Here is a 22,597-nt window from a genome sequence, read left to right as displayed (position 1 = left end):
TTTAGCCGCGCTTGAACTTGCCTGCCACGTTCACCACACCGCTGATCAGCTTGACCATGGCCGGGGAGAGCGGCTTGCCTTCGATCATCTGGGTGAGCTGCTTCTTGTACTTGTCCGTGAGCGGCGGGAAGAAGTCGCGCGGGTCCATCAGGGCCGGGCCTTCTTCCATCACGGCGCGCTGGTTGGAGCATTCCAGGAAGGTGGCCTGGCCGACCATGCGGCCGATGCCGCTGCTGTTGACGCCGCCGAAGGAGATGTAGGGGTTGGTGCCGGACTGGACCACGTTGTGGTTCAGCACCGTGCTGCCCGAGGTGGTGTTGTTGCGGAAGAACTCCCAGGCGGCCTGGTCCTTGGCGAAGACGTAGAGTGCCAGCGGCTTGTCGCGGCCACGAATCTCCTTGATCACCTCGTCGCGGTTCTTCCAGGGCTTGACCACGATCACGGGGCCGAAGATCTCTTCCTGCATGATCTTCATGTCCTCGGTCACGTTCATCACCACGGTGGGGGCAATGTAGCGATCCTCGGCGCGGTACTCACCGCCCATGACAATCTTCGCGCCCTTGGCCTTGGCGTCTTCAACCAGGGCCTTGATGCGCTCGAAGTGGCGGGCGTTGATGATGCGCGGGAACTCCGGGTTCTTTTCGAAGCCTTCGCCCTTGGGGTTGTACATGGCGGTGATTTCCTTCACCAGCGCAGCGGTGAAGCGCTCGATGACGGACTCATGGGCCAGGATGTAGTCCGGCGCGATGCAGGCCTGGCCGGCGTTGCACATGCGGCCCCAGGAGGTCTTCAGGGCGGCGTCCTCGACGTCGGCGCTGGGGTCGATGATCGACGGGTTCTTGCCGCCCATCTCCAGCGTGACCGAGGCGAAATGGTCGGCGGCGGCCTTCATGACGATGCGGCCGACGGTGTTGTTGCCGATGTAGAAGATGTGGTTGAACGGGCAGGCCAGCAGGGCCTGCGAGACTTCCACGCCGCCCTCGATGACGGTGACGTCGCCGTCCGGGAAGGCCTCCTTGACGATCTTGGCGATCAGGGCGGAAGAATGCGGAGCCAGCTCGGAGGGCTTGAGGATGACGGCGTTGCCGGCGCCGATGGCGCCCAGGGTCGGTAGCAGGCCGATCACGTAGGGGGCGTTCCAGCTCGGCAGCACCAGGGCCATGCCCTTGGCTTCGTAGTGCATGTAGGCCTTCTTGCCCAGGGTCATCAGCGACGGACCCTCGGCCAGCTTGGGCTTCATCCAGTTGGCGAGGTTGCGCTCGATGAACTCGGCCTCGAACTTGAGCATGACCAGCTCGCCGTCCATGTCCGGCGGCGTCAGGCCGCGCTCGAGGCGACCGGTTTCGTAGATTTCCTGGCGGTACTTGAGCACCGTGGCCATCAGGCGCTTGATCTTCTCGATGCGCTGGGCGGCGGTGGTCAGGTTGTAGTCCGGCGCCTGGGCGGCGAGACGGTCGAACAGCGGGCGGACGTGGGCGGCCTGGCCGGCGCGGATGTCGACGACAGAACTCATGGCGGTGTCTCGATTCGAAAATGGGTGCGGGATGCCAAGGGAAAAGCCCCCGGAAAACGCACAATGACCGCTTTCGCGGTCATTGTGGTCGTCCGGATGGCTTAGAGGCTACTCAGTGGCCGGCTCTTGCGGCGGCCTCGGGGGTGAACATGCCCGGCGTCATCGGCGTGTTGACGCGCCACCAGTCCTCAGGCTTGCGCTCGTTGAGCAGGTTGGTGGCCTCGTAGACGCCGGCCGTCAGGTCGTGGAACAGCTGCACGCCACGGTGGTGGGCCGAGGATTCCTGTGAGTAGAAGTACAGGATCACGGCGATGCGCCAGAGCTGGTCGCGGCCGTCGTAGTGGTCGGCCCACAGCACCTGCCAACTGTCCTCGTCGACGTAGATGCGGCGCGTCTTGTACTGGTGGCGCAGGCCCTCGATCAGGTTGGCCTCCAGCACCCATACCCGGCGCAGTTCATAGCGCACGTACTTCGGGTTGATGGTATTGGGCGTGATCAGTTCCTTGTACTTGAGGGCGGGGTCGTTGATCCTGAAGTTGTGGAACGGCAGGTAGATCTCCTGCTTGCCCAGCAGCTTCCAGTTGTAGCGCTCGGGCGAGCCGTTGAAGCCGTAGTCCTCGTCGGTGGTGTGCAGGCCGGCCGGCGGCACCGGGTAGTCGTAGCCGACCTCCGGGGCCTGACGCACGCGACGCGTGCCGGGCAGGTACTGCCAGGCCTGGGTCGCGTCCTTGCTGTAGTCGTTGGGCTGGAAGCCCACGGCCACCAGGCCCTTGTCGCGCTCCGGCAGCAGGTAGGCGGTATAGAAATAGCTGTTGATGCGCTCGGTCAGGGAGCGGCGCGTCTTGGGGTCGTTCATCAGGTTCATGGTGAAGAACTTGTTGCGACCCCAGCCGATGGTGCCGTTGCCATAGACGTTGGCGATGTCGAGGACACCCTTCTCGGTCCAGGCGCGGTAGGCGGTCTTCACCGACCAGATCGCCTCGAGGCCGCTCTTGGGGATCGGGAAGGTCGGGCCGCCGCCGGTGCCGGTGACACCCTTGCCGCCATTGACCAGTTCCGACTCCAGCGCGTTCTTCTTGGTGACGTCGCAGGCCCACTGCGGATTGCCGAAGTCACGATGCGTCGGGTAGACGATCATGCTGTAGTTCTGGGGGTACTTCTTGAACAGCTCCTTCTGCCCCGCGGTGAGCTTGGCGGCGTACTTGCTGTAGTTCTGTGCCGTGATCGTGAACAGCGGCTTCTCCGCCGCATAGGGGCCCGGCTCGTAGCCATGCTCGCCCTTCATGCCCGGCCACTTGCCGACCCACTGACCGCCCCACTGGGGGATGCTGCCGTCCTTGTTCGCGGCCTTTGTGCCCCCCATGCAGTTCAGCTCAGGGCCGTCGAGCTTGGCCGCTTCCGCGGGCGTGAGCTTGGCCGTGGCGGTTGCGGGAGCGAGGGCCAATACGACCGCCGCACTGAGAAATGCCGTGCAAATCCTGGAACGCATCACTGTCTCCTCCGACTGATGGTTGCCCTACCCCGCGCCCTTTTTCGGGTCTGACGGTGTCCCAGTGTCGGTGAGGGCTCAAACCGGCCGCCTCACCCAAAAACAGTACATTTTTTGCCCGGTGATGCTGCACTTCGCAATCCCCTTGCGGCATGTTACATTGCAGTTGAAATGTTTTTTGACACAAGACTGCGGCCATGTAGCCGCAGCAGGAGGAGGAAGCCATGCTAGCCACCCAATCCCGTGTCCGTGCCAAGCTGCCGCCGCCGCGGCGCCCGCTCGCATCGGAGGCCGTTGACGCGGAACCTCGCCAGATCGGCGACCTGCTGGGAGCCTTCTACGAAGGCGCCCTCGAACAACCGCCCTGGCAGCAGGCCCTGAAGATGCTGCAGCAGCGGCTGCAGGCGGCCCATATATCCCTGATCCTGCGCCCGCCCACGGCGGAGAATTCCGGCGTGATGATCAATGTCGGCGAGGATCACGATGCCCGCGTGTCCTACGAGAAGCAGTTCTTCGCGGTGGACCCCTTCGTCAGCCTGAAGGAGGGCGAGGTGATGACGCCGGAGGAGCTGATCGGCAAGCAGTGGCTGGAAGGCCCCATGTACCTGGAGTATCTGCGGCCACAGGACGTGCGCTACGTGCTGGGGGCCGACGTCTATACCGCCGACGGCATCGAGTGCCGCCTGCGCGCCACCCGGCGCCATGACTCCCTGCCCTTCGGCGAGCAGGACAAGGCCCTGTTCCGCTTCATCCTGCCGCACCTGAAGCGCTCGATCCAGATCCAGTCACGGCTGGACTCCCTGGAGTGCGAACGGCAGATGCTGGCCGGCACGGTCAACCGCATGCTGCTGGGCGTGATCTCGCTGGCCCAGGGCGGCGAGATTCTGGAGATGAACGACGAGGCGCGGCGCATCCTGGCCGAGCGCGACGGCATCTGGCGCGGGCCCAACGGCCTGCAGGCCGACAACCCGGACGACAAGCGTGAGCTGCAGCGCCTGGTCCAGCGCGCGCTGGGCCACGGCAGCGGCAATCCCGGCACGGGCATGGTGGAAGCCATGCCGGTGTCGCGGCCCTCCGGCCGCGCGCGCCTGTCGCTGGTGGTCAAGGCGGTGCCGGCGGGGGACTGGTGCGATACGCGCAAGCGTCCGGCCGCGGTGATCTTCCTGCGCGACCCGGACTGCAACAATGCCCCTCCCTCGCTGGACCTGGTGCGGCGCCTGCTGGGCCTGACGCGGGTGGAATCGCGCATGGCCCTGCTGCTGACCGAGGGCTACACGCTGGACGAGGCGGCCGAGATGATGAATATCCGCCGCAACACGGCACGCACGCACCTGCGCTCGATCTTCTGCAAGACGGGGGTGACGCGGCAGACGATGCTGGTCAGGTTGTTGTTGAGGAGTGTGTTCTCGTTGGGGTGAAGCCGATCGCCCTGAGCCTGTCGAAGGGTGAACGGCCGCCCGCTGCGGCTCGCGGTCCGCCCGCGCTTCGACAGGCTCAGCACGAAGGGACTGAACCTTCGGAACAAAAAAGCCCCGCATGAGCGGGGCTTTTTTGTTGCAGCAGACCGACTCACACGTTATCGAACGCGTGCTTCATCTCCGGCTTCTTCTCCAGGCCCTTGTCGATCTCCACCACGCGCTTCTTGCGCAGCTCGGCCGGCACGGTGGCGGCATCCATGTAGAACTGCTCGTACCACTGGCGGTTCTGGTAGACCGGGCCGTCGCCGTCACAGAGCAGCGGGTTGTCGATGCGGATCTTGTTGTGCCAGATCTCCACGTCTTCGCCGAAGGCCTTGTTGGTCAGGTCAACGTACTGCTTGACCATGGCATCGCAGGCTTCCTGGGTCATGCCCGGGAACTTCTTCACCAGCACGCCGAAGCGCAGCTGGAAGCTGTTCTGGTCGATCGGGGTGTGCGAGTTCAGCAGGATCGATTCCACCGGGTAGCCGCCCATGGAGCCGAACATGTGGGTGATCTGGTAGGCCGGGCCGTAGTAGCTGGCGATGGTCGTCAGGTATTCCTCGGAGCCGCCGAGCTTGCTGTTGAGGCCGACCATGACCTGGGTGGCCTTGTGGTCTTCGAACAGGTTGGCAAAGTAGACGACGTTGTCCGACCCGTGCACGGACACGAAGTGGGCCATGTCGGCGATGTTGTCGACCAGCTCGCGGCAGTTGACCTTGATCGTCCACTCCACCAGCGACCAGTCGGACCACTCGGCCGGATTGAACACCGGATCGATACGCGGGATCGCGACGTCCGGCGTCGGGCCGTTGCCCTCGGGATCGTTCCAGACGAAGAGCATCTTGTTCTCTTCGCAGGTGGGCCAGCTCTTCACGCGCGCCTTGGGCGGGATGCGCTTGGCGTAGGGGATCTCGTTGCAGACGCCGTCGCCGCCCCAGGCCCAGCCGTGGAACTTGCAGACTACCGATTCACCCTTGACGCAGCCCAGCGCCAGGTCGGCACCCATGTGCGGGCACCATGCGTCAATGATGCTGAGCTTGCCGCTCTCGCCCTTGAAGATCACCAGGCGTGTGCCGAAGATGTTGATGCCGTGCGGCTTGCCGTCCTTGTACTGGTCGGCCAGGCCCAGGCAGTGCCAGCCGCGCGCATACCGGTCGGGCGGGGCTTCAGCCTCGATCTTGTGCATCGGCGTCTTGATAACGGCAGCCATGGGGTTTGCTCCTGGGGGCTAATGGAGCGCAGTTTCCCCGGGGGACCGGGGGGGCGCATCATCCGTTTGAGTGAATCACTTGTGTGGTCTGCGCCGGCCCTGGCTGGTGGCTCCGCTCGGTACCCTGCGGACCACGCAAACCCCTGATTTGTGGCGCCTGGCCGGCCACCGCCGCCCAGGCCAGCCGCTCAGGCGGACGGGGCCTCCAGCCAGCCCTCGGCCTTCAGGAACACCATTGCATCGCGCAAGGATTCCCGCGGTGGCCGGGGAGAAAAGCCCAGTTCACTCCTGGCCTTGTCGTTGAGCACCACGCGGTTCAGGACGGCCTGGCGCAGCACGCCGGCATTGAACTTGGGCGGCTGGCCGCTGAGGCGCGCGGCCGCCAGGGCCAGGGGCAGCGAGGCCCAGCCGACCCACAGCGGCAGCACCGTGCGCGGCATCGGCACGCCGCTGACCTCCTCCCAGACGGCCAGGAAGCGGCGCATGTCCAGCACCTCGCCGGTCAGCAGGTAGCGCTCGCCGCGACGGCCACGGGTAGCCGCGGCGACGAAGCCGGCGGCCACGTCGCGCGCGTCGACGTAGTCGCTGACCACTTCCATCATCACCGGAATGCGGCGGTGGTACAGGTCCAGCAGGGCGCGGCCGAAGATGGAGGGCTCGTAGTCCTCGGGACCGATCATGTTGCCGGGCATGCAGACCACGGCGTCGAGCCCGCGCTCCTGCACCAGGCGCTGGACCAGGGTCTCGGCCTCGGCCTTGGTGCGGGAGTAGTCCGAGCGGCCCTTCATGTTCAGCACCCGGGTCTCGTCCAGCGGCAGCGCCAGCGGTCGGTGCTCCAGCGCCGAGTGGGAGGAGCAGTGCACCAGCCGGATGCCGCGTGCCGTGCAGGCCTCGGCCACGATACGCGTGCCCTCGACGTTGACGCGCTGCATGCTGCCGTCGCGGTCAGGCTCGATGCTGACCTTGGCGGCGAGGTGGAACACGCAGTCCACCGCCTCCAGCAGCCGCGCCACGTCCTCGGCCGACAGCACCGAGCCGTGGACCATTTCCACCTCCAGGCCCTGCAGCGAACGCGGCATGCCGCGCCCCGGGGGCTCCAGGACACGCACGCTGTGCCCGGCCGCGAGCAAGGCTCGCACCAGGGCGCAGCCCAGCCGCCCCCCTCCCCCGGTGACGGCCGTCCTCATCAGGCGTGCTTCACGCCGTGCTTGGCCAGGTAATGGGCGGTGATGTTGGGCGGCTCGGTGAACGGCGTGACGATCTCGAAGATGCGCGAGTAGGTGGCGCGCTTGATCAGCCACTTGCCATCCACCTTGACGTAGTTGTCGCGGTACAGCGAGGAGCCGTCGGTGTAGATCTTGTTCTTCAGGTCGCAGAACCAGTCCTTCAGGTACCAGACGCCGGTGGCTTCGGTGGGCGACTGGAAGTCGATCTCCGGGTGGTTGACGTGGTGCAAGGCGATGGCCTCGGCGTGGAAGGCGTAGCCGATGGCCTCCAGGATCTTGTCGCGGCCCTGGGCTTCGAACAGGTAGGTGCCGCCCTCGTAGCGCACGCTGGCATCCTCGGTGAAGAGCGTCTTGAGCTCGGCGAGGTTGGCCGTGTCGATGCAGCGGCAGTAGGCGTACTTCAGGCGCTTGATCAGCTCCAGGTCTTCCAGCGGCAAGGTCATGGGGTTCTCCTCTTGGATGGTTGGAATTCTTCGGATCGCAGTATCGGAACGGCCGGGCCAGCCGGGCTTCACCCGTTAGGACGAACGCGCCTGCAGGTACGGCCTTAACCGGGATGCCGAACGATCCGCCGTGGTGGCCGATCCGATATCCTTGGCCATCCCTTTATCCTCAGGAAATCCCTCAATGGACCTGGAAGTCGCCAAGAAGGCCCTGGAAACCGGCATCAAGTTTGTCGCCAACTGCGGCCTGAAGGTCGTGGAACTGCGCCGCGGCTACGTCAAGTGCCTGGTGCCGTTCGCCGGCAACGGCAACCATATCGGCACCATGTACGCCGGCGCGCTGTTCACCGTGGCCGAGATCCCGGGCGGCGCGCTGTTCCTGTCGTCCTTCGACATGACGCGCTATGCGCCGATCGTCAAGGAGATGAACCTGCGCTTCCTCAAGCCCGCCAAGGGCGACGTGACCATCGAGATCACGCTGAGCGAGGAGCAGATCGCCGCGATCAGCGCCGAGGCCGACGCCAAGGGCAAGGCCGAGTTCACGCTGGACGGCGAGATCAAGACCGCCGACGGCACCGTGGTGGCGATCAGCCACGGCATCTACCAGATCCGCTCGCTGCAGCGCCTCTGAACAGGGCACAAACGAGAGAAGGGGCGGCCTTGGCCGCCCCTTCTCTCGTTCTGCCCTGCGGCGCTCAGTGGCCCGAGCGCTTGGCCGCCGACTCCGAGAACATCTCCGGCGTCAGGCCACCCTGGTTCAGCACCCACCACTGCTTCGACTGGTTGACCAGGCGATCGGCGAAATAGGCGCCTGCGGTGAGGTCGTGGTAGACCGCGACGCCGGCCTGGAAGCCGCCGATCTCCGGTGCCCAGAAGTAGTTCACCATGCTGGCGCGCCAAAGGTTGCCACGGCCGTCGTAGTTGTCCACCCACAGCGCGTGCCAGCTGTCTTCGTCGATGTAGAAGGTACGGCGGCCATAGGCGTGGCGGTAGCCGGACTTCACCGTGGCCTCCAGCACCCAGACGCGATGCAACTCGTAGCGCTGGTAGTCGGGGTTCAGGGTATTGGGGGTCAGCAGGCTGTCGTAGCTCACCGAGGGATCGTTCTGGCGATAGGCGTTGTAGGGGACGTAGATCTCCTTCTTGCCCACCAGCTTCCAGTCGTAGCGCGCCGGCGAGCCGTTGAACAGGCGATCGTCATCCACGGTGCGGAAGCCGCCCGCGCCCTGCGGCGTGTCGAAACCGAACTCCGGGGCCTGGCGCACGCGCCGCGTGCCCGGGCTGTAGAACCAGGTCTGGCGGTCGTCGTTGTGGTAGTCGTTGGGATTCCAGCCGATGAACAGCTCTCCGTTCTGGCGCTCCGGCAGCAGGGTGCGCACCTTGAAGAAGGAGTCGATCTGGTCCTGCGAACTGCGGGTCTGCTTGGGATCGTTGCTCAGCGACAGGATCTTGTAGTCCACACGGCCCCAGGACTTGTTGCCGTTGGGATAGACCACCGCGGAGTCCGAGATCACCAGCTCGGTCCAGGCGCGGTGCGGCGTCACCATGCTCCAGTGCGCCTCGATGCCGCTCTTGGGGAACGGGATGGCCGGCGCGCCGCTCACCGCCTGTACGCCCAGGCCGTCGTTCACCACCTCGCCGCTGGTGGCGTTCTTCTTCAGCGCCTCACAGACCTTGGCCGAGTAGGCGAAGTCGCGGTGACTGGGATACACGGGGATGCGGTAGGACTGCGGGTAGCGCTTGAGCAGTTCCCTCTGACCTGCCGTGAGCTTCGCCTCGTACTGCGCGGCGTTCTGCGCGGTGATGGTGAACAGGGGCTTCTCGTCGGCATAGGGGCCGGGGCTGTACTTGCCGGGGCCGTTGTAGCCGGGATAGCTGTCGCTCCACTTGCCGGTCCAGGCGGCAACGGAGCCGTCGGCGTTGCCGGCGCGCTCGGCGCCGACGCAGGTTAGCTTGCCGCCGAGCGCGGCGATCTCCTCGGGGGTGCCCTTGGCGTATGCGGCGGGCAGCACTGCCGCGAGCAGGCCGGCCGCCAGGATTCGGGCCATGACGTGTTTCATTTCGGATCTCCTCGCAATCAATAGCTGTACTTGACGTTGATCGCGACGTAGTCGCGGTCCGCGTAGGGGCGTTCGGCCAGCGTGGCCGAGCCCAGGTAGGCGTTGTAGCTGACCCCGACCTGCAGGTTCTGCAGGTAGGTGAAGTTGCCGGCCACGCTGAGCCGGCGGTCACCCTGGCCGTAGAGGCTGCCGAAGGAACCGGCCATCGCCGGGTTGCCCTTGGCCAGGTGGGCCCAGGTGATCGGCACCGCCAGGTCCCAGCCCTGGACGACGTTGCGGTAGTTCAGGGTGGCGATCGCCGAGTAGCCCCAGGCCATCTTGTCGTTGGTCAGCGCAGTGCTGCCCAGCGCGCCCTCCACGTCCTCGACATGGATGTAGCCGGCCTCGCCCACCAGGCCGATCTCCTGCGACAGGAAGTTGGGCGGCACGGTGTACAGCGACGACAGCAGCACCTGGCTCAGGTCGCCACGGCTGGAGGCGGGGCCGAGCGCGGTGTTGACCAGCATGTTCACGCCCTCGCGGTAGCTCACCTCACCGGCGACGTTGGCGGGACCCAGGCGCGTGGAGAAGCTGAGCGCCGTCATGTCGATGCCATCGAAGTAGCCGACGTTGTACGACACCGGTGCGATCACGCCGCCGCCCACGTCGGCCAGGTTCAGCAGCACCGCCGGGTTGGTGTCGTGGTAGCGCAGGCGATACAGGCCGACGTTGGTGGCACCGCTGACCTGGACCTTCACGCCGAGGCCGTACTGGCCGTTGTCGCTGGGCTCCTTGTCCCCGGCGTAGGGGATACCCACGCCCGGGGCGAACAGCAGCGTTTCGCGGCCCGGGCCAGTGACGTCGGAGATCGAGAAGTAGCTGCCGACCGGATCGAGCTCGGTAGGCTTGTACTCCAGGTGGTAGTAGGCCATCAGGCTGGTGCGCGTGCCGATGTCGAGCTGGCCGGAGACCTGCGCCACTGGCAGCAGGATGTTCTTGATCTCGGCACCCGGCACGTTGGCCTTGGTGGCGTCGGCGGGGCCCTGGGCCCCGGCGATGCCGGAGAGGAACAGGCTTTCACCCCAGGCCACCACCTGGCGGCCAGCGCGCAGGTTCAGCTGCACGCTGTCGGACAGCGACCAGTCGCCATAGACGTAGGCGTCCAGTACGCGGGCACGGCCACCGCTGTACTTGCGGGCGTCGTCGGTGAACTCGTCGTTGTCACCGGCCTTGTTGACGGTGCCGGGCGAATCGTTGTCGTTGCGGCGATGGTAGACGTCGTCGTAGAACGCGTCGCCGCGCAGCACGGCGCCGTAGCCGCCGCGCGACAGGTAGAACTCCGCGAGCAGGCTGGCGCGGTTGTTGATCAGGCTGCCCGAATCGAAGTTGCGGTCACCATCGTCGCCGTTCAGCGCGGCCGGCCCGATCAGGGCACTGTCGGGGCTTTGCGTACGCATGGCCGCGGCATAGCCCAGCGTCAGGTTGTACTTCGCATCCAGGCCACCGCCGAGATCCAGCGCCCCGGCGAAGGCCGTCCCCTGCACTCCCGCCACGCCGATCAGCGCGGCACCCATGACCCCGCGGCGGACAACGAGCCGACGGTCCTTACCCTTGCTTCTCATGTTTTCTCCTCCTTGACGGATGACGCACCCTACCCCCGTCAGGAGGCCCCGCCTTCCACGCTTTGGTTACATCAAAACGGACTAGGACTCGACCTCATCCCTGCTGCATCGCCGCGAAGTCGATCACCGTGGGGACCTGCTGGCCATCCCAGCTCCTGGCCGCCTCGATGCCCTGGGCGAACATGCCGAGCATCTGCGCATTGGCCTCCAGCAACTCGACGTAGACCTGGTCGCCGAGCTCGGGAGACTGCAGATAGACGTAGCGCCCCGAGGGCATCTGGATGTCGCAGACCACCTGGAGGCCGCAGGTCGCGGCGCGAGCCAGCTGCTCCTCCACGTGCTCGCAGAGGAAGGCCGTGTGATGCAGGCCACTGCGGCCGACATCGAGCGCCGTGCGATAGGGCGATGCCGCGTCATTGCGCTGATGGATCAGCTCGATCTGCACCTCGTCCCGGTACGACAGGGCGATGTCGATCAGCGGCTGGCTGGGAGCCCCGTGATAGACGCACTGCAAGGGAATGTTGCGGATGAACAGCCAGGGCCCGACACCGAGTTGCGTGCTCCAGGCCGAGACCGCACGATCCAGGTCTTCCACCACGTAACCCAGTTGCCGCACCGGGCCGAAACTGCCGGGTGCCATGGCTTGCTTGCTCATCACGATCCTCTCCTTGCCGGGTTTCAGTCTGTCGCAGGAGTCTTCTCGGTTCTAGTCCCCGCCACTACATCAACCCGGACGAAGTGTCGCGATCCGGCCGGGCCTAGTCTGGACCTCATCTGCAACACGAGGTGCGACATGAAAGCCCACACGCTGCTCTACCCGGTGGATCGCCTGGACCCGGCTATCGACTTCTTCCGCGACACGCTGGGCCTGCCCTTGAAGTTCCGCGACGGCGAACGTTATGCCGCGCTGGATGCCGGTGGCTTGACTCTGGGGCTGGCGGCCGGAGAGGAGCGCATCGTGGATCGGCCGGCGTTGGCGCTGCGCGTGGACGATCTCGATGCGGCGCTGGCGAGGCTACTCGAACAGGGAGCCACCCTGCTGAGGCCCGTCGAGAACGGACCGCATGAGCGACGCACCGTACTGCAGGCGCCGGGCGGGCATCCGCTGATCGTCAGCGCCAAGCGCTAAACATTCCCCTCCATTCGCCCTGAAGTCCTGAGCCTGTCGAAGGATCGAAGGGTGACCCGCCCCAACCCCTCGGCTCCCGTTCCGTTAATGCTTCGACAGGCTCAGCACGAACGAAACCATGCGATCCGGAGACTAAGCATGCCTATTCCCGCTTTCGACCCGCGCGAGTTCCGCGCCACGCTGGGCACCTTCACCACCGGCGTCACCATCATCACCGCACGCGGTGCCGACGGCCTGCCCGTGGGCGTCACCGCCAACAGCTTCAACTCGGTATCACTGGACCCGCCGATGGTGCTGTGGAGCCTGGCGAAGAGTTCGCGCAGCCTGCAGGCCTTCCAGCAGGCCGGACACTTCGCCGTGCATATCCTGTCAGCCGGACAGGAGGAACTGTCGAACCGCTTCGCCAAGAGCGGCGCCGACAAGTTCAGCGGCGTGAACCTCGGCGAGGCGGCCGGCGGTGCGCCGCTGCTGCCGGACTGCAGCGCACGCCTGCAGTGCCGCACGTCCTTCGTCTACGAGGGCGGCGATCACCTGATCTTCGTCGGCGAGGTCGTGGCCTTCGACCGCAGTGGCTTGCCGCCGCTGGTGTTCCAGGCCGGCAAGTACGCCGTGGCCACGCGCAAGGTGACCACGCCGGCGCCCGCGGCGACGCTCGACGCCGGCTGGAGCGAGGATCACCTGCCCTACCTGCTGGGCCGTGCCTATTTCCAGGTGTACTTCCGCATCCGCGAGCAGGTGCGGGCGGACGGACTCAGCGACGACGAATATTTCATCCTCAGCACCCTGGCGGTGCGCGACGGGCGCACGCAGGCCGAGATCGAGGCCGGACTGTCGCATGCCGGCTGCAACTGCGGTTTCCCGGTGCTGGCGGGCCTGCGCCAGCGCGGCCTGCTGCGCGGCGAGGACAGCCCGCGCGACCTGCTGTGGTTCCTCAGCGACGAGGGACGACGGCGCACCCTGCAGCTGATCGCCGGCGCCAAGGACATCGAGTCCACGGTGCTGGACGGCCTCGGCGAATGGGATGCCGTGGCGCTGAAGAACCTGCTGAAGCAACTGGTGCTGAGCACCGATCCCGGGCTGCCCGACCTCTGGAGCCCGTCCTCCCTCCACGCCACCGCAGCAGGAGCCTGAAGCATGAGCGCAACACTGAAATTCCAGGGCGGCGTCGCCGTCATCACCGGAGCCGCCAGCGGCATCGGCAGCGGCCTGGTGCGCCAGGCCCTGGCCGAGGGCATGCGCGTGGTGGCGGCCGACGTGCAGGCCGAACGCCTGCGGGAGTTCGCTACCGGACTCAAGGGCGAGATCCTGGCGGTGCCGACCGATGTCAGCGATCCGGAGTCGGTGGAGGCCCTGGCGCGGCGCGCCTGGCAGGCCTACGGCGGCGTGGACCTGCTGTTCAACAACGCCGGCATCATGGCCACCGGTTTCTCATGGCAGGTGGAGCCGGCACGCTGGCGCCGCAGTTTCGAGGTCAACGTGCATGGCATCCAGCATGCGTTGCGCGCCTTCGTGCCGCGCCTGCTCGAACAGGGTCGGCCGGCGCAGATCGTCAACACCGCCTCGGTCGGCGGCTTCCTGGCGAGCCCGCTGATGTCACCCTATTCCGCCACCAAGTTCGCGGTGGTGGCACTGACCGAGGCACTGCGCGGCGAACTGGAGATGCTGGGCAGCCCGGTGGGCGTCTCGCTGCTGGCACCGGGCCCGGTGATCAGCGGTATCTTCGACGATCCCTTTGGCCCGCAGGCGCAGCAGGAGCCGGCGGTGCGGCAGTTCGTGGAGCTGATGCGCGGCATGATGCAGCAGAACGGCCTGACCCCGGAAGCTTTCGCGCAGCGCGTGTTCGACGGCCTGAGCCAGCGCCAGTTCTGGCTGATCCCGCAGCCCGAGGCCTTCGACGAGCTGTTCCGCCAGAAGGCGGCGGATGTGCTGGCGCGGCGCAACCCGGTGCTACCGTCGTTTTGAGATCCGGCGGCCACGATAAATCCTTGAACGTCACCCAGTCAGAACTGTAGTACCAGCCGTGGTCGCCATTGATGCCGCCGCAGGCCGGCCGCGCCGGCGTCTCCGCCAGCGGATAGGTGGTGAAGGCCAGCGCACTCGCGGTATCGGTGTGGAAGTCCGCCGCCAGTGGCACGCTGCTGCGGGTGGCCCAATCGTCGCGCAGGATGCCGTGGATCTCGACGATGCCGGTACCGGAGCTGCCGCCGTTGACCTTGATGTCGGAGCGGCGCAGGGCAATGTCCCAGCCGGTGGCGTCGTTGGTGGGCTCCGTGGGCACCACCTGCTGCTTGCCGGAGAACTGGATGTGGACCCAGGCCGCCTCGTCGCTGGCATCGATCTTGGCGATGGTGCTGCCGCCGCTGCCGGCCGCGAACGTGGCACGGCCCAGGGGCGCGACCGGTGCGGCACCGCCGCCGGAGCAACTGCCGGCGGAGGTGATGCGCTGGATGTCGAAGGTCGGGCGGCGGTCACCGTATCCGGTCATGCGCAGCTTGTAGTAGCGGCACTCCACCGTGCTGATGACATAGCCGACCTTGGCGCGGGCGGTGGGCGCTCCGCCGGAGAGGCGATACCAGCCATGATCGACGAGCGCCCTGTCGGCGGCGGGTGTCGAGCCCATCGCCAGCCTGGGGCTGCCCAGGAAACCGGAATCGTCCGCGACGTAGTTCACGGCGTTGCGCGGCGGCGCCTGCGTCACGGTATCGAAGGGCCAGGCCGTGCCTTCAGTCACCTTCTCGCCATAGACGCTCACCGGGTCGCCGCCCGGCGGGGTACCCGATACGCCGCCGTTGAGCTTGATGTCCTGCGCCTTGATGGCGATGTCCCAGGCGTCGCTGGCGGCGGGATCGGTGGGCGTCACCTGAGAATCGTTCTCGTCAACGAGAATCAGGGTTCAGATGCCACCCGGCAAGGGCGTTCCGCTTCAGTCCAGCAGGTCTACCCGGACCTGGGTGCTGCTCTGGCTGCTGCGGCTGATCTCGCCCTGGCTGAGCAGGCCCTTGGAGGCGTCCCGGGACTGTTCCATGGTGCCGCCGATCTCCACCCATTCGCCCAAGGGCACGATGACGACGTTGCTGGAGTTGCGCGAGCTGATGCTACCGTCGCGCTGCGGGGTCTGCTGCTGCGCCTGGATCTCCAGCCTCACGCGGTCACCCACCAGGCGCGGCAGCACGGTGAAACCGGTGCTGCTGTCGACGTATTCACTGCGCTGCACGACGACGCCGTTGGGCAAGCGCTCGCGCACCTGATAAGGCATGGCACCGCCCAGGCTGATGCGGGCCTCGCGCCCCTCCTCCGCGCGGACCTGCTGGCTGATGCCGCTGTCCTCGCGCCGCTCGCGATCGCCGACCTGCAGTTCGACGTCGCGCGGCACGCGCCCGTCCATACCTGGCACCACGATGCTGCCGTCACCGCGGCGATAGGTGCCGGAAACACCGATGTTCCGGCCGCTCTGGTCCGCAAGGCCGCCCTGGCGCACCGAGATCATCATCTGCCGCGCGGCGCGGTCGAACTGGTCCAGCAGCGTGCGCAACTCGGCCATCTGTGCCGGCGTGGCACGCACGATCAGCTTGTTGTCGTAGACGCTGGCACTGCCGGGACCCGCCACCGACTCCACCAGCGGCACCAGTTCCAGCGCCGCGCGATGACGCGGCTCGATCACGTCGGTGGCCAATTGCGCAAAGGCCGTGGCCGGCAGCAGGGCGGACAGCAACAGCAGGGTACGCAGCGTCATCGTTGCTCCTTGGGAGGAACCGGTGCGGCCATCTTGCCCGAGGGAGCCGCGGCAGGACTGTGATCCGGTCGACGCGCCGCCCAGTTCACATAGGCGGTGGCGGCCTGTTCCGCCTCCGCCTCCACCACGCGGTAGTCGTGCACGTAGCGCTGCGCGAAGCCGTCCACGCCCCAGCGGGCGAACTGGTCCACGTGCCAGAGTTCGTGCGCCCACAGCTCGGCGTTGGCCAGGGCATCGGCCTCGCGCGCGAACACCACTACCTCGTTCAGCGTGATCGCGGCGCGGTCGCCGTACTGGATGACGTTGAGCTGCAGCGATACCTCGCTGCCGCCGCCGGCCCGCCAGCGCACGCGATCCAGCAACTCATCACGGAAGTAGCCGCGCAGGCGCTCGCGCATGGCCGCCGGCAAGGGCTGCGTGCCCGCCGACAGGGCCTCCTGCCGCGACCTCAGGATGGCGTCGCGCAGCAGCGGCGCTGCATAGATCTCCGCCTGCTGCCGCATCTGCCCCAGGGCCTCGGGATCGAGTTCGAAAGTCCAGGACTCGGCCTGGGCCATGGGAGTCGCGGCCAGCATGCCGGCGAGCAGGCCTGCGGGGAGGGAGAGGCGTCTGTTTGCAATCATGTTCCCGTAGACCGTTGCGAGACCCCGGGGTTCTGGGGCAGAGGTACTACAGCGCCCGGCCGCTGTCCCGCACCTGAATGTTCGCGCGGTCAATGCCGCGCCTGGCGGCTTGGCCGATACTCGGGAAAACACCACAAGGAGGAGATCATGGATCTTCAGGGCAAGACCATCGTTCTGACCGGATCCTCCGGCGGCATCGGCGAGCAAGCAGCCCATCAGTTGGCACGAGCCGGCGCCCGTGTCTGCCTGGTGGCACGCCGCGCCGAGGAGCTGCAGCGCGTGCAGCGGGCGATCGAAGCCGACGGCGGCTGGGCACGCCACTACGCCTGCGACCTGTCGGACCCCGCCGATCTCGACCGCTGCGCCGACCTGCTGCTGGCGGACAATCCGCGCATCGACGTGCTGGTGAACAACGCGGCCCGGTCGATCCGCCGGCCGATCCGCGAGGCGCTGGACCGCGTGCACGACTACGAGCGCACGATGCAGATCAATTACTTCGGCGCGCTGCGGCTGACCCTGCGGCTGCTGCCGCGCTTCCTGGACCAGGGAGCCGGGCACGTGGTGAACATCTCCACCATGTCGTCGCAGGTGCCGATCCCGCTGTTCTCGGCGTACCTGGCCAGCAAGAGCGCGCTGGAGTCGTTCTCGCGCTCGCTGAACGCGGAACTGGCGCACAAGGGTGTGACCTGCACGGTGGTGTACTTCCCGATGGTGCGCACGCCGATGTCATCGAAGACCGCAATCTACAAGCACATGCCGATGATGGACACGGTGAAGGCGGCCGGCTGGATCGTGGAGGCGGCGGCCAAGCGCCCTGCCCGCGTCAGCAGCCCGCTGGGCACGCTGGGCGGCCTGGCCATGGCGGCGCTGCCGGGGATGGTGACCAAGCTCAGCCAGCCGCTGTTCCGGCAGATGGACAAGCAGCTCAAGCGCAAGCTGGAGAGCGACCGGGGCTGAGGCAGCAAGCCACCGCGAATCGATCCAGGGCTGGGCCCGGCGAACGCACACGCGCAATCAGCACCTCAACGAGAAACGGCCGCTTGCGCGGCCGTTTTTCGTTCTGCTATCCGACGCTCAGGGCGCGTTGGCGCTGCGCGTCAGGTTCTGCGTCCCCTTGATGGAGCCGCGGGTGGCACTGATCTCCACCGTGCGCTCCACCAGCGGCGAGCGGCCCGGGGTGGCGCGACCCTGCGAACCGGTGGCGTTGCTGATCGTCACCGTGTCGGAGTCGGACGCCCAGGTCACGTGGCGGGTGACCACCAGCGTGCTGGTGGTGGTGCCCTCGGTGAAAGTACCGGTGGCGACGAACTGCAGCGGCGCGCTGTTGTTGTACAGCGAAGCCCCCGTCGGCGTCACCGCCAGGGCGGTCAGCGTAGCGTTGTTCACGCGCACCGGATTGGAGTCCTCGAGCGCGCCCAGCTTGGCGATGACCACCGTGCTGGTGGGCACCGTCGACACCGGCGTGATGATGCCGCGGGTCGCCGCGTCGTTGCTGACCGTGGCAGCGGCCGACGACCCCGTGCTCCAGCTCACCAGTTCGGTCACGTCGCGAACCTGGCCGTCGGTGTACTCGGCACAGGCGCGAGCGCCTGCGGTGTAGGAACGCGGCAGGGAAATGGTGACGTCTGCGGCGTCATCCTCGGTCACCGCGGCCGGGCAGGACGTGGCGTCGCTGAACACCTGCAGCTTCACTGCGGTGGCTGCATTCACGGTCAGCTGGGCGGTGTCGGAGATATCGGTGCCGCCGCGCAGGGCCTTGATCGTGATCGGACCGCCTTGAGCCTTGGAGGTGGCCAGGCCCGCCGTGGCCGGCGAGTTGCTCACCGAGGCGACGTTCGTATCCGCCGAGCTCCAGGTGACCTGGGTGGTCACGTCCATCTGGAAGGCATCCGTGAACTGGCCGCGCGCGGTGAACTGCTGCGTCTTGCCCAGGGGGATGGTGCTGCTGGCCGGATCAACGGAGATCGACTGCAGCGTGGCGTCGATGACATCCAGCGTGGTGTTGCCGGAGACGCCGTTGGGGGCGGTGGCGGTGATCTTGGTGTTGCCCAGCGAGCCGCCGCGGGCGACGCCGCGCGTGTCGGCGGCATTGCTGACGGTGGCGACGTTGGAGTTCTCCGACGACCAGGTCACCGCGGCGGTCACGTCGGCGATGGAGCCGTCGGTGAGCGTGGCGGTGGCGGTGAGCTGGCGGGTAAAGCCCTTGGGCACGGCTTCGTCATCCGGCGTGACCACGATGCTGTCGATGGCCGCGGTGGTCACGGTGAGGTTGGCAGCCGGGGAAGTCGTCGTGCCGGCGTCCGAGGTGTAGGCCGCGGTGATCAAGGACGTACCCGCGCTCTGCGACACCACCACGCCCTTGCTGGCGGCGGCATTGCTGACCGTGGCCACGGCCGGGACCGTGGAATTCCAGGTGACGACGCCGGTGATTTCAGCCGTCGAGGCGGGACTGGTGAAGGTGCCGATGGCCTTGTACTGCTTGGACTGCCCCAGCGCCAGGCTTTCAGTAGCCGGCTCGACGGCGATCGAAGCCAGGTTGGCATTGTTGACGGTGAACGGCGAATCCGCGCTGCTCACGCCGGACAGCGAGGCCTTGATGTTGGTATCGCCTGCGGCGACCGTCTTGAGCTGGCCACGGGTGCCGGCGGCATTGCTGATGGTGGCAAAGCCCGTGTTCGAGGAAGCCCACAGGACCTGGTTGGTGAGGTCCCTGTTGGTGCCGTCGGTGTACACGCCGGTGGCGGTGAACTGGGTCGTGAAGCCACCCTTGGCCAGGGCGGAGACCGGCGCCTCGATCTCGATCGAGCTCAGCGTGGCGTTGGTGACGGTGGCCGTGACGGTCCGTACGGTCGGGCTGGACGCGCCCGTCGGGGTGTGGCGGACGGTGATATCCGCCGTGCCCGGCTCAACGGCCGTCAGCAGGCCGGTGGACGAGACGCGGGCGATCGCCGGGTTGCTGCTCTGCCAGGTGGTGTTGGCGCTGCCGGCGACATCCGACGGCGTGCCGCCGGTGGACTGCACGGCCAGGGCCTTGAGCTGCAGGGTAGAACCCTTGCCGAGCGAAGGAGCGGCAGGATCGATGTCCACGCGCAGCAGGCCGGCGGGGGCAACCGCGACCGTCAGGCTGGCGGACTTCTCGGTCATGCCGGCCGGCGTGAACCTGGCGGTGATCGTTGCGGAGTCGGCGGTGTCGCTGACGGCGGTGACCAGGCCCTGGTTCGGCGCGGTGTCGCCAACCGTGGCGGCGGCGGGCTTGCCAGAAGTCCAAGTCGCCTGGGTGGTGACATCCTGCGTGGTCACGCCGTCGGTGAAGAGCAGCGTGGCGGTGAGCTGGCGGGTGGCGCCCTTGGGCAGGCTGCCGCCAACGGCCGAGGTCACCGTGAGGCTGGCCGGGACCGCCGCGCCGAGGGTCACGGAATATTCACCGGACACCGAGGCTGCGCTGATGTTGGCGCGGATGCGGGCCGTGCCGGTGGCGGACAGCGCGGTGATCACGCCGCTGCTGTTGACCGAGGCCAGCGCCGGGGTCAGGGACTCCCAGGTGATGCCCGTGGTGGCCAGCTGGTTGCTGCCATCGGCCAGGCGGGCCGTCACCCGCAGCTCGCGCGTGGCACCCTTGGGCAGCACGCCGCTCGTGGCGGAGTCCACCGTGATCGACGTCACTGTGGTGCCCGGGGTGCCTCCGCCCCCGCCACCGCCGCCGCAGGCCGTGACCAGCGCCAGCAGCATGCTGATGATGAGAGCCCGAAGGCCGAAACCGGTCGCGGCACGCTTGTCCATCATGACTCCCCAAATCCTGTTGCGCGGCGGTTGCCGCTGGTCGGCAGTGCTGGGGATGTCACCGCATCCCTTGCCCGCCGACTTGCCCCGTTGATAGACGGGCCTCCTGGGAGGCCTCGCTCTTGGTGGATTCCAGCCCTGCGAACGACCCGGCCCACCGAAATCGGGAGACTGGAAATGGCGCTGGAATACTGCTGGAAGAGTAGTACAGCGGGAGGAGGAATATCAACGGTCTCTCAAGGGTTTGCGCGAATTGCACGGTAGTAATTCCGTGCCTCGCCGCGATTGTGGCTACGGTAGGGGCCCATCGCCGCGCATGACGACCGAATCAGGTCCGATCCGGACCTCGCTGTCCCATAGCCAGGACAGGTGCGGATCGGGGCTGCGCAAGATCTCCAGCGCGGCCGGATCGCGCCGCAGGTGCCAGTCCATCCAGGCCAGGGAGTAGCGCCCGGCCAGGTCCAGCCCCCAGGTGGCGGTAGGCAGCAGCGCATAGTTGGTGTGCTGGGCGTGGGACGAGGCCTCGGCAACGATGAATGCCCGGTCACCCTGCAGTTTCTCGTAGACCGGCCGCACCACCGCCGGATTGAGGAAGGGAATGGGCGCCACCGGGCCGTCGTGGTCGCCGGTCTGGATCATCACCGGCACCGGGTTGGCGTCGAAGGGCGCGGAGGCCTCGCTGATGGGCGCCGCCGCCACCGCCGCCCGGATGCGCGGCTCCACGGCCTGCAGGGCCAGGGTGGCGATGGCCCCCATGCTGTGACCGACCACGCCGATCCGGCTGCGGTCCAGCACGCCCGCCACCGGGGAGTCCTTCAACAGGTAGTCCAGCGCGTCCTGGGCGTCCTGCACGTTGTCGCCGGGGTCGCCCTCCCCTTCATCCTCGGAATGGCCCTGGCCGCTGAAGTCGAAGGCGAAGACCAGGTAGCCGGCGTCGGCGTACAACTGGTGCCACCAGCGGTACATCGCCAGGTTGGTGTTGAGCCCTTCCAGCGCCAGGATCACCGGGAAAGGACCGTCCGAGGGCGGCACCTGGGCGCGCCTGGGCAGCACGATCTCGCCGTACAGGGTGGTGCCATGACGGTTCTGGAAGCGCACGGGCACCAGCGCCACGGCGTGGTTGTAGTCCGGGTGGCCATACCAGTGATAGACCTGGTCCAGGCGGGAGCCGTCCTGCAGTTGCGCCAGCGTGGCGCGCACGGTGAAGGCCACCAGGGCCGGGTCGGTGAGATCGCGCAGGGTCGCGCCAGTGGCGACGGGGTCGAACAGGGTCGTGACCACGGCGGCGGGCAGCAGGGCCGGCAGGCGGTCGAGCTGGGTGATGACCGCCTCGATGGGGGCCGGCGCCGGGGGCGGGTCTTCGCCCGGCCCATGGGCCGGCCAGGCCTTGGGCGCGCTGCCGCCCGGTGACTCGCTGGCGCCGCAGGCGGCCAGCAGCAGGCTGGCCAACAGAAGTGCGGTATGCCGCTTCATGGATGCTCCCTGGATATCGTTTTGTCGTTCTGGACATAGCCTTCCACAAGCGGCAGCGGCGCGCACCCGGCTAAAATGCCCCATTACCCCGGGATTCTTGACCATGCGCCGCCGTAAAGACCCTGATTTCAACCCCGACGAGTTCTTCGCCGGCCCCAGCAAGTCGCAGGTCAAGCGCGACATGCTGAGCCTGCAGGACATGGGCACGGCACTGAACGAGCTGCCCCAGGACCGCCTCGACGCGCTGGAGATGAGCGATCGCCTGCGGGAGGCCTTTGCGGAACTTAAGCGGCTGAAGAACGGCGAGGCGCGCCGACGCCACATGCAGTTCATCGGCAAGCTGCTGCGCGACGAGGACCCGGCGGCCTTCGAGCAGGCCCTGGCCGACTACAAGCAGGGCCAGACGCGTGCGGTGCAGGCGCTGCAGGAGCTGGAACGCTGGCGCCAGCGCCTGCTGGCCGACGAGAAGGGCCTGGCGGCCTGGGTCGAAATCCACCCGGTCAGCGATACGCCGGCTTTCCGCAGGCTGGTGGAGCGCGCCCGTCACGAGCTGGCGGACGACGAGGAACACGGCCGCGGCGGCAGCAAGGGGCCGTATTACCGCGAGCTGTTCCAGGCGATCCGTGAGGTGTTGCAGAAGAAGGACGCCTGAGGCGTCTTCTCTGATGGAGCGAGGCGAGTTGCGAGTGCAGCTTCCTGCAGCAGGCCTTGTTCGCGGCCAACGGCCGCTCCTACGTTCGTGATGCGCTTGTTGGCGCGACGTTGGCCGCGAGCATCGCCGATTCGAGCATCGCGACTCGCGTCGCTCCCACGTGAAAGACATCCAGGCCCACAAAAAAAGAAGGGACGGCGACCCG

General features: G+C 67.1%; 19 protein-coding genes and 1 pseudogene. 7 read left to right on the top strand and 13 right to left on the bottom strand.

The features are described 5' to 3' along the window. Nucleotide 1: 1 nt before the first annotated feature. Both QT386_RS14080 and QT386_RS14075 read right to left on the bottom strand, forming a co-directional pair. A complete protein-coding gene (locus QT386_RS14080; protein ID WP_289274414.1) occupies nt 2-1,513 on the bottom strand; it encodes an aldehyde dehydrogenase family protein in 1,512 nt (503 codons plus the stop codon). 112 nt (nt 1,514-1,625) lie between these two features. Next, nucleotides 1,626-3,002, bottom strand: a complete 1,377-nt coding sequence (locus QT386_RS14075; RefSeq protein WP_289274413.1) for a DUF1329 domain-containing protein — start codon at nt 3,000-3,002, stop codon at nt 1,626-1,628. 224 nt (nt 3,003-3,226) lie between these two features. On the opposite strand from QT386_RS14075, the gene QT386_RS14070 reads away from it, so the two are divergent. Then, entirely contained in the window at nt 3,227-4,420 is a 1,194-nt protein-coding gene (locus QT386_RS14070; protein ID WP_289274412.1) for a helix-turn-helix transcriptional regulator, read from the top strand. A gap of 151 nt (nt 4,421-4,571) precedes the next feature. Here QT386_RS14070 and QT386_RS14065 read toward each other — a convergent pair whose 3' ends face one another. The 3 genes from QT386_RS14065 to QT386_RS14055 all read right to left on the bottom strand — a co-directional run bounded on the left by QT386_RS14065 (nt 4,572) and on the right by QT386_RS14055 (nt 7,341). Further along, a complete protein-coding gene (locus tag QT386_RS14065) occupies nt 4,572-5,672 on the bottom strand; it encodes a Rieske 2Fe-2S domain-containing protein (RefSeq protein WP_289274411.1) in 1,101 nt (366 codons plus the stop codon). Nucleotides 5,673-5,860: 188 nt separating this feature from the next. Next, nucleotides 5,861-6,859: an NAD-dependent epimerase/dehydratase family protein gene (locus tag QT386_RS14060; RefSeq protein WP_289274410.1), complete on the bottom strand. Its 999-nt coding sequence runs from the start codon at nt 6,857-6,859 to the stop codon at nt 5,861-5,863. Beyond that, nucleotides 6,859-7,341 carry a nuclear transport factor 2 family protein gene (locus tag QT386_RS14055; protein ID WP_289274409.1) on the bottom strand — a complete coding sequence of 161 codons (483 nt, stop codon included), beginning with the start codon at nt 7,339-7,341 and terminating at the stop codon, nt 6,859-6,861. The genes QT386_RS14060 and QT386_RS14055 overlap by 1 nt, the downstream gene beginning before the upstream one ends. Nucleotides 7,342-7,525: 184 nt before the next feature. On the opposite strand from QT386_RS14055, the gene QT386_RS14050 reads away from it, so the two are divergent. Then, nucleotides 7,526-7,972 (top strand): YiiD C-terminal domain-containing protein, encoded by a 447-nt coding sequence (locus QT386_RS14050; RefSeq protein WP_289274408.1) that lies wholly within the window; start codon nt 7,526-7,528, stop codon nt 7,970-7,972. A 64-nt stretch (nt 7,973-8,036) separates the two neighbouring features. Here QT386_RS14050 and QT386_RS14045 read toward each other — a convergent pair whose 3' ends face one another. From QT386_RS14045 to QT386_RS14035, 3 genes are all read right to left on the bottom strand, one after another. After that, nucleotides 8,037-9,401, bottom strand: coding sequence for a DUF1329 domain-containing protein (locus QT386_RS14045; protein WP_289274407.1), 1,365 nt, complete (start codon nt 9,399-9,401; stop codon nt 8,037-8,039). A gap of 17 nt (nt 9,402-9,418) precedes the next feature. Then, nucleotides 9,419-11,002, bottom strand: a complete 1,584-nt coding sequence (locus QT386_RS14040; protein WP_289274406.1) for a DUF1302 domain-containing protein — start codon at nt 11,000-11,002, stop codon at nt 9,419-9,421. A 94-nt stretch (nt 11,003-11,096) separates the two neighbouring features. Beyond that, nucleotides 11,097-11,657 (bottom strand): VOC family protein, encoded by a 561-nt coding sequence (locus QT386_RS14035; RefSeq protein ID WP_289274405.1) that lies wholly within the window; start codon nt 11,655-11,657, stop codon nt 11,097-11,099. A 138-nt stretch (nt 11,658-11,795) separates the two neighbouring features. Here QT386_RS14035 and QT386_RS14030 point away from each other — a divergent pair, with 138 nt between their 5' ends. The 3 genes from QT386_RS14030 (at nt 11,796) to QT386_RS14020 (ending at nt 14,093) form a co-directional block, all read left to right on the top strand. Next, complete coding sequence (locus QT386_RS14030; protein ID WP_289274404.1) at nt 11,796-12,131, top strand: VOC family protein; 336 nt, start codon at nt 11,796-11,798, stop codon at nt 12,129-12,131. A gap of 138 nt (nt 12,132-12,269) precedes the next feature. Further along, nucleotides 12,270-13,262, top strand: a complete 993-nt coding sequence (locus QT386_RS14025; protein WP_289274403.1) for a flavin reductase — start codon at nt 12,270-12,272, stop codon at nt 13,260-13,262. A 3-nt stretch (nt 13,263-13,265) separates the two neighbouring features. After that, entirely contained in the window at nt 13,266-14,093 is an 828-nt protein-coding gene (locus tag QT386_RS14020) for an SDR family NAD(P)-dependent oxidoreductase (RefSeq protein ID WP_289274402.1), read from the top strand. Between the two features lie 139 nt (nt 14,094-14,232). Here QT386_RS14020 and QT386_RS14015 read toward each other — a convergent pair. From QT386_RS14015 to QT386_RS14005, 3 genes and pseudogenes are all read right to left on the bottom strand, one after another. After that, nucleotides 14,233-14,991: pseudogene (locus tag QT386_RS14015) on the bottom strand (HmuY family protein); the annotation flags it as partial. Between the two features lie 63 nt (nt 14,992-15,054). Further along, the gene (locus QT386_RS14010) at nt 15,055-15,864 is read right to left on the bottom strand and encodes a secretin N-terminal domain-containing protein (RefSeq protein ID WP_289274401.1); all 810 of its coding nucleotides are present in this window, start codon (nt 15,862-15,864) and stop codon (nt 15,055-15,057) included. After that, entirely contained in the window at nt 15,861-16,487 is a 627-nt protein-coding gene (locus tag QT386_RS14005; RefSeq protein WP_289274400.1) for a DUF4157 domain-containing protein, read from the bottom strand. The genes QT386_RS14010 and QT386_RS14005 overlap by 4 nt, the downstream gene beginning before the upstream one ends. 147 nt (nt 16,488-16,634) lie before the next feature. On the opposite strand from QT386_RS14005, the gene QT386_RS14000 reads away from it, so the two are divergent. Continuing rightward, complete coding sequence (locus QT386_RS14000) at nt 16,635-17,444, top strand: SDR family NAD(P)-dependent oxidoreductase (protein WP_289274399.1); 810 nt, start codon at nt 16,635-16,637, stop codon at nt 17,442-17,444. 117 nt (nt 17,445-17,561) lie between these two features. On the opposite strand, the gene QT386_RS13995 is transcribed toward QT386_RS14000, so the two are convergent. Together QT386_RS13995 and QT386_RS13990 are read right to left on the bottom strand one after the other, a co-directional pair. Next, nucleotides 17,562-20,270: an Ig-like domain-containing protein gene (locus tag QT386_RS13995; RefSeq protein WP_289274398.1), complete on the bottom strand. Its 2,709-nt coding sequence runs from the start codon at nt 20,268-20,270 to the stop codon at nt 17,562-17,564. Nucleotides 20,271-20,558: 288 nt separating this feature from the next. Beyond that, nucleotides 20,559-21,740, bottom strand: coding sequence for a S9 family peptidase (locus QT386_RS13990; RefSeq protein WP_289274397.1), 1,182 nt, complete (start codon nt 21,738-21,740; stop codon nt 20,559-20,561). 103 nt (nt 21,741-21,843) lie between these two features. Between QT386_RS13990 and yjgA the strand changes: the two genes are divergently transcribed. Next, nucleotides 21,844-22,392, top strand: coding sequence for a ribosome biogenesis factor YjgA (gene yjgA / locus QT386_RS13985; RefSeq protein WP_289274396.1), 549 nt, complete (start codon nt 21,844-21,846; stop codon nt 22,390-22,392). The last annotated feature ends 205 nt before the right edge of the window (nt 22,393-22,597 follow it).

It is taken from the genome of Solimonas sp. SE-A11, from assembly GCF_030345715.1.
Classification (GTDB): Bacteria; Pseudomonadota; Gammaproteobacteria; order Nevskiales; family Nevskiaceae; genus Solimonas_A.
Note: the sequence above shows the minus strand (reverse complement) of the source record. Positions and strands in the feature narration are given on the sequence as shown.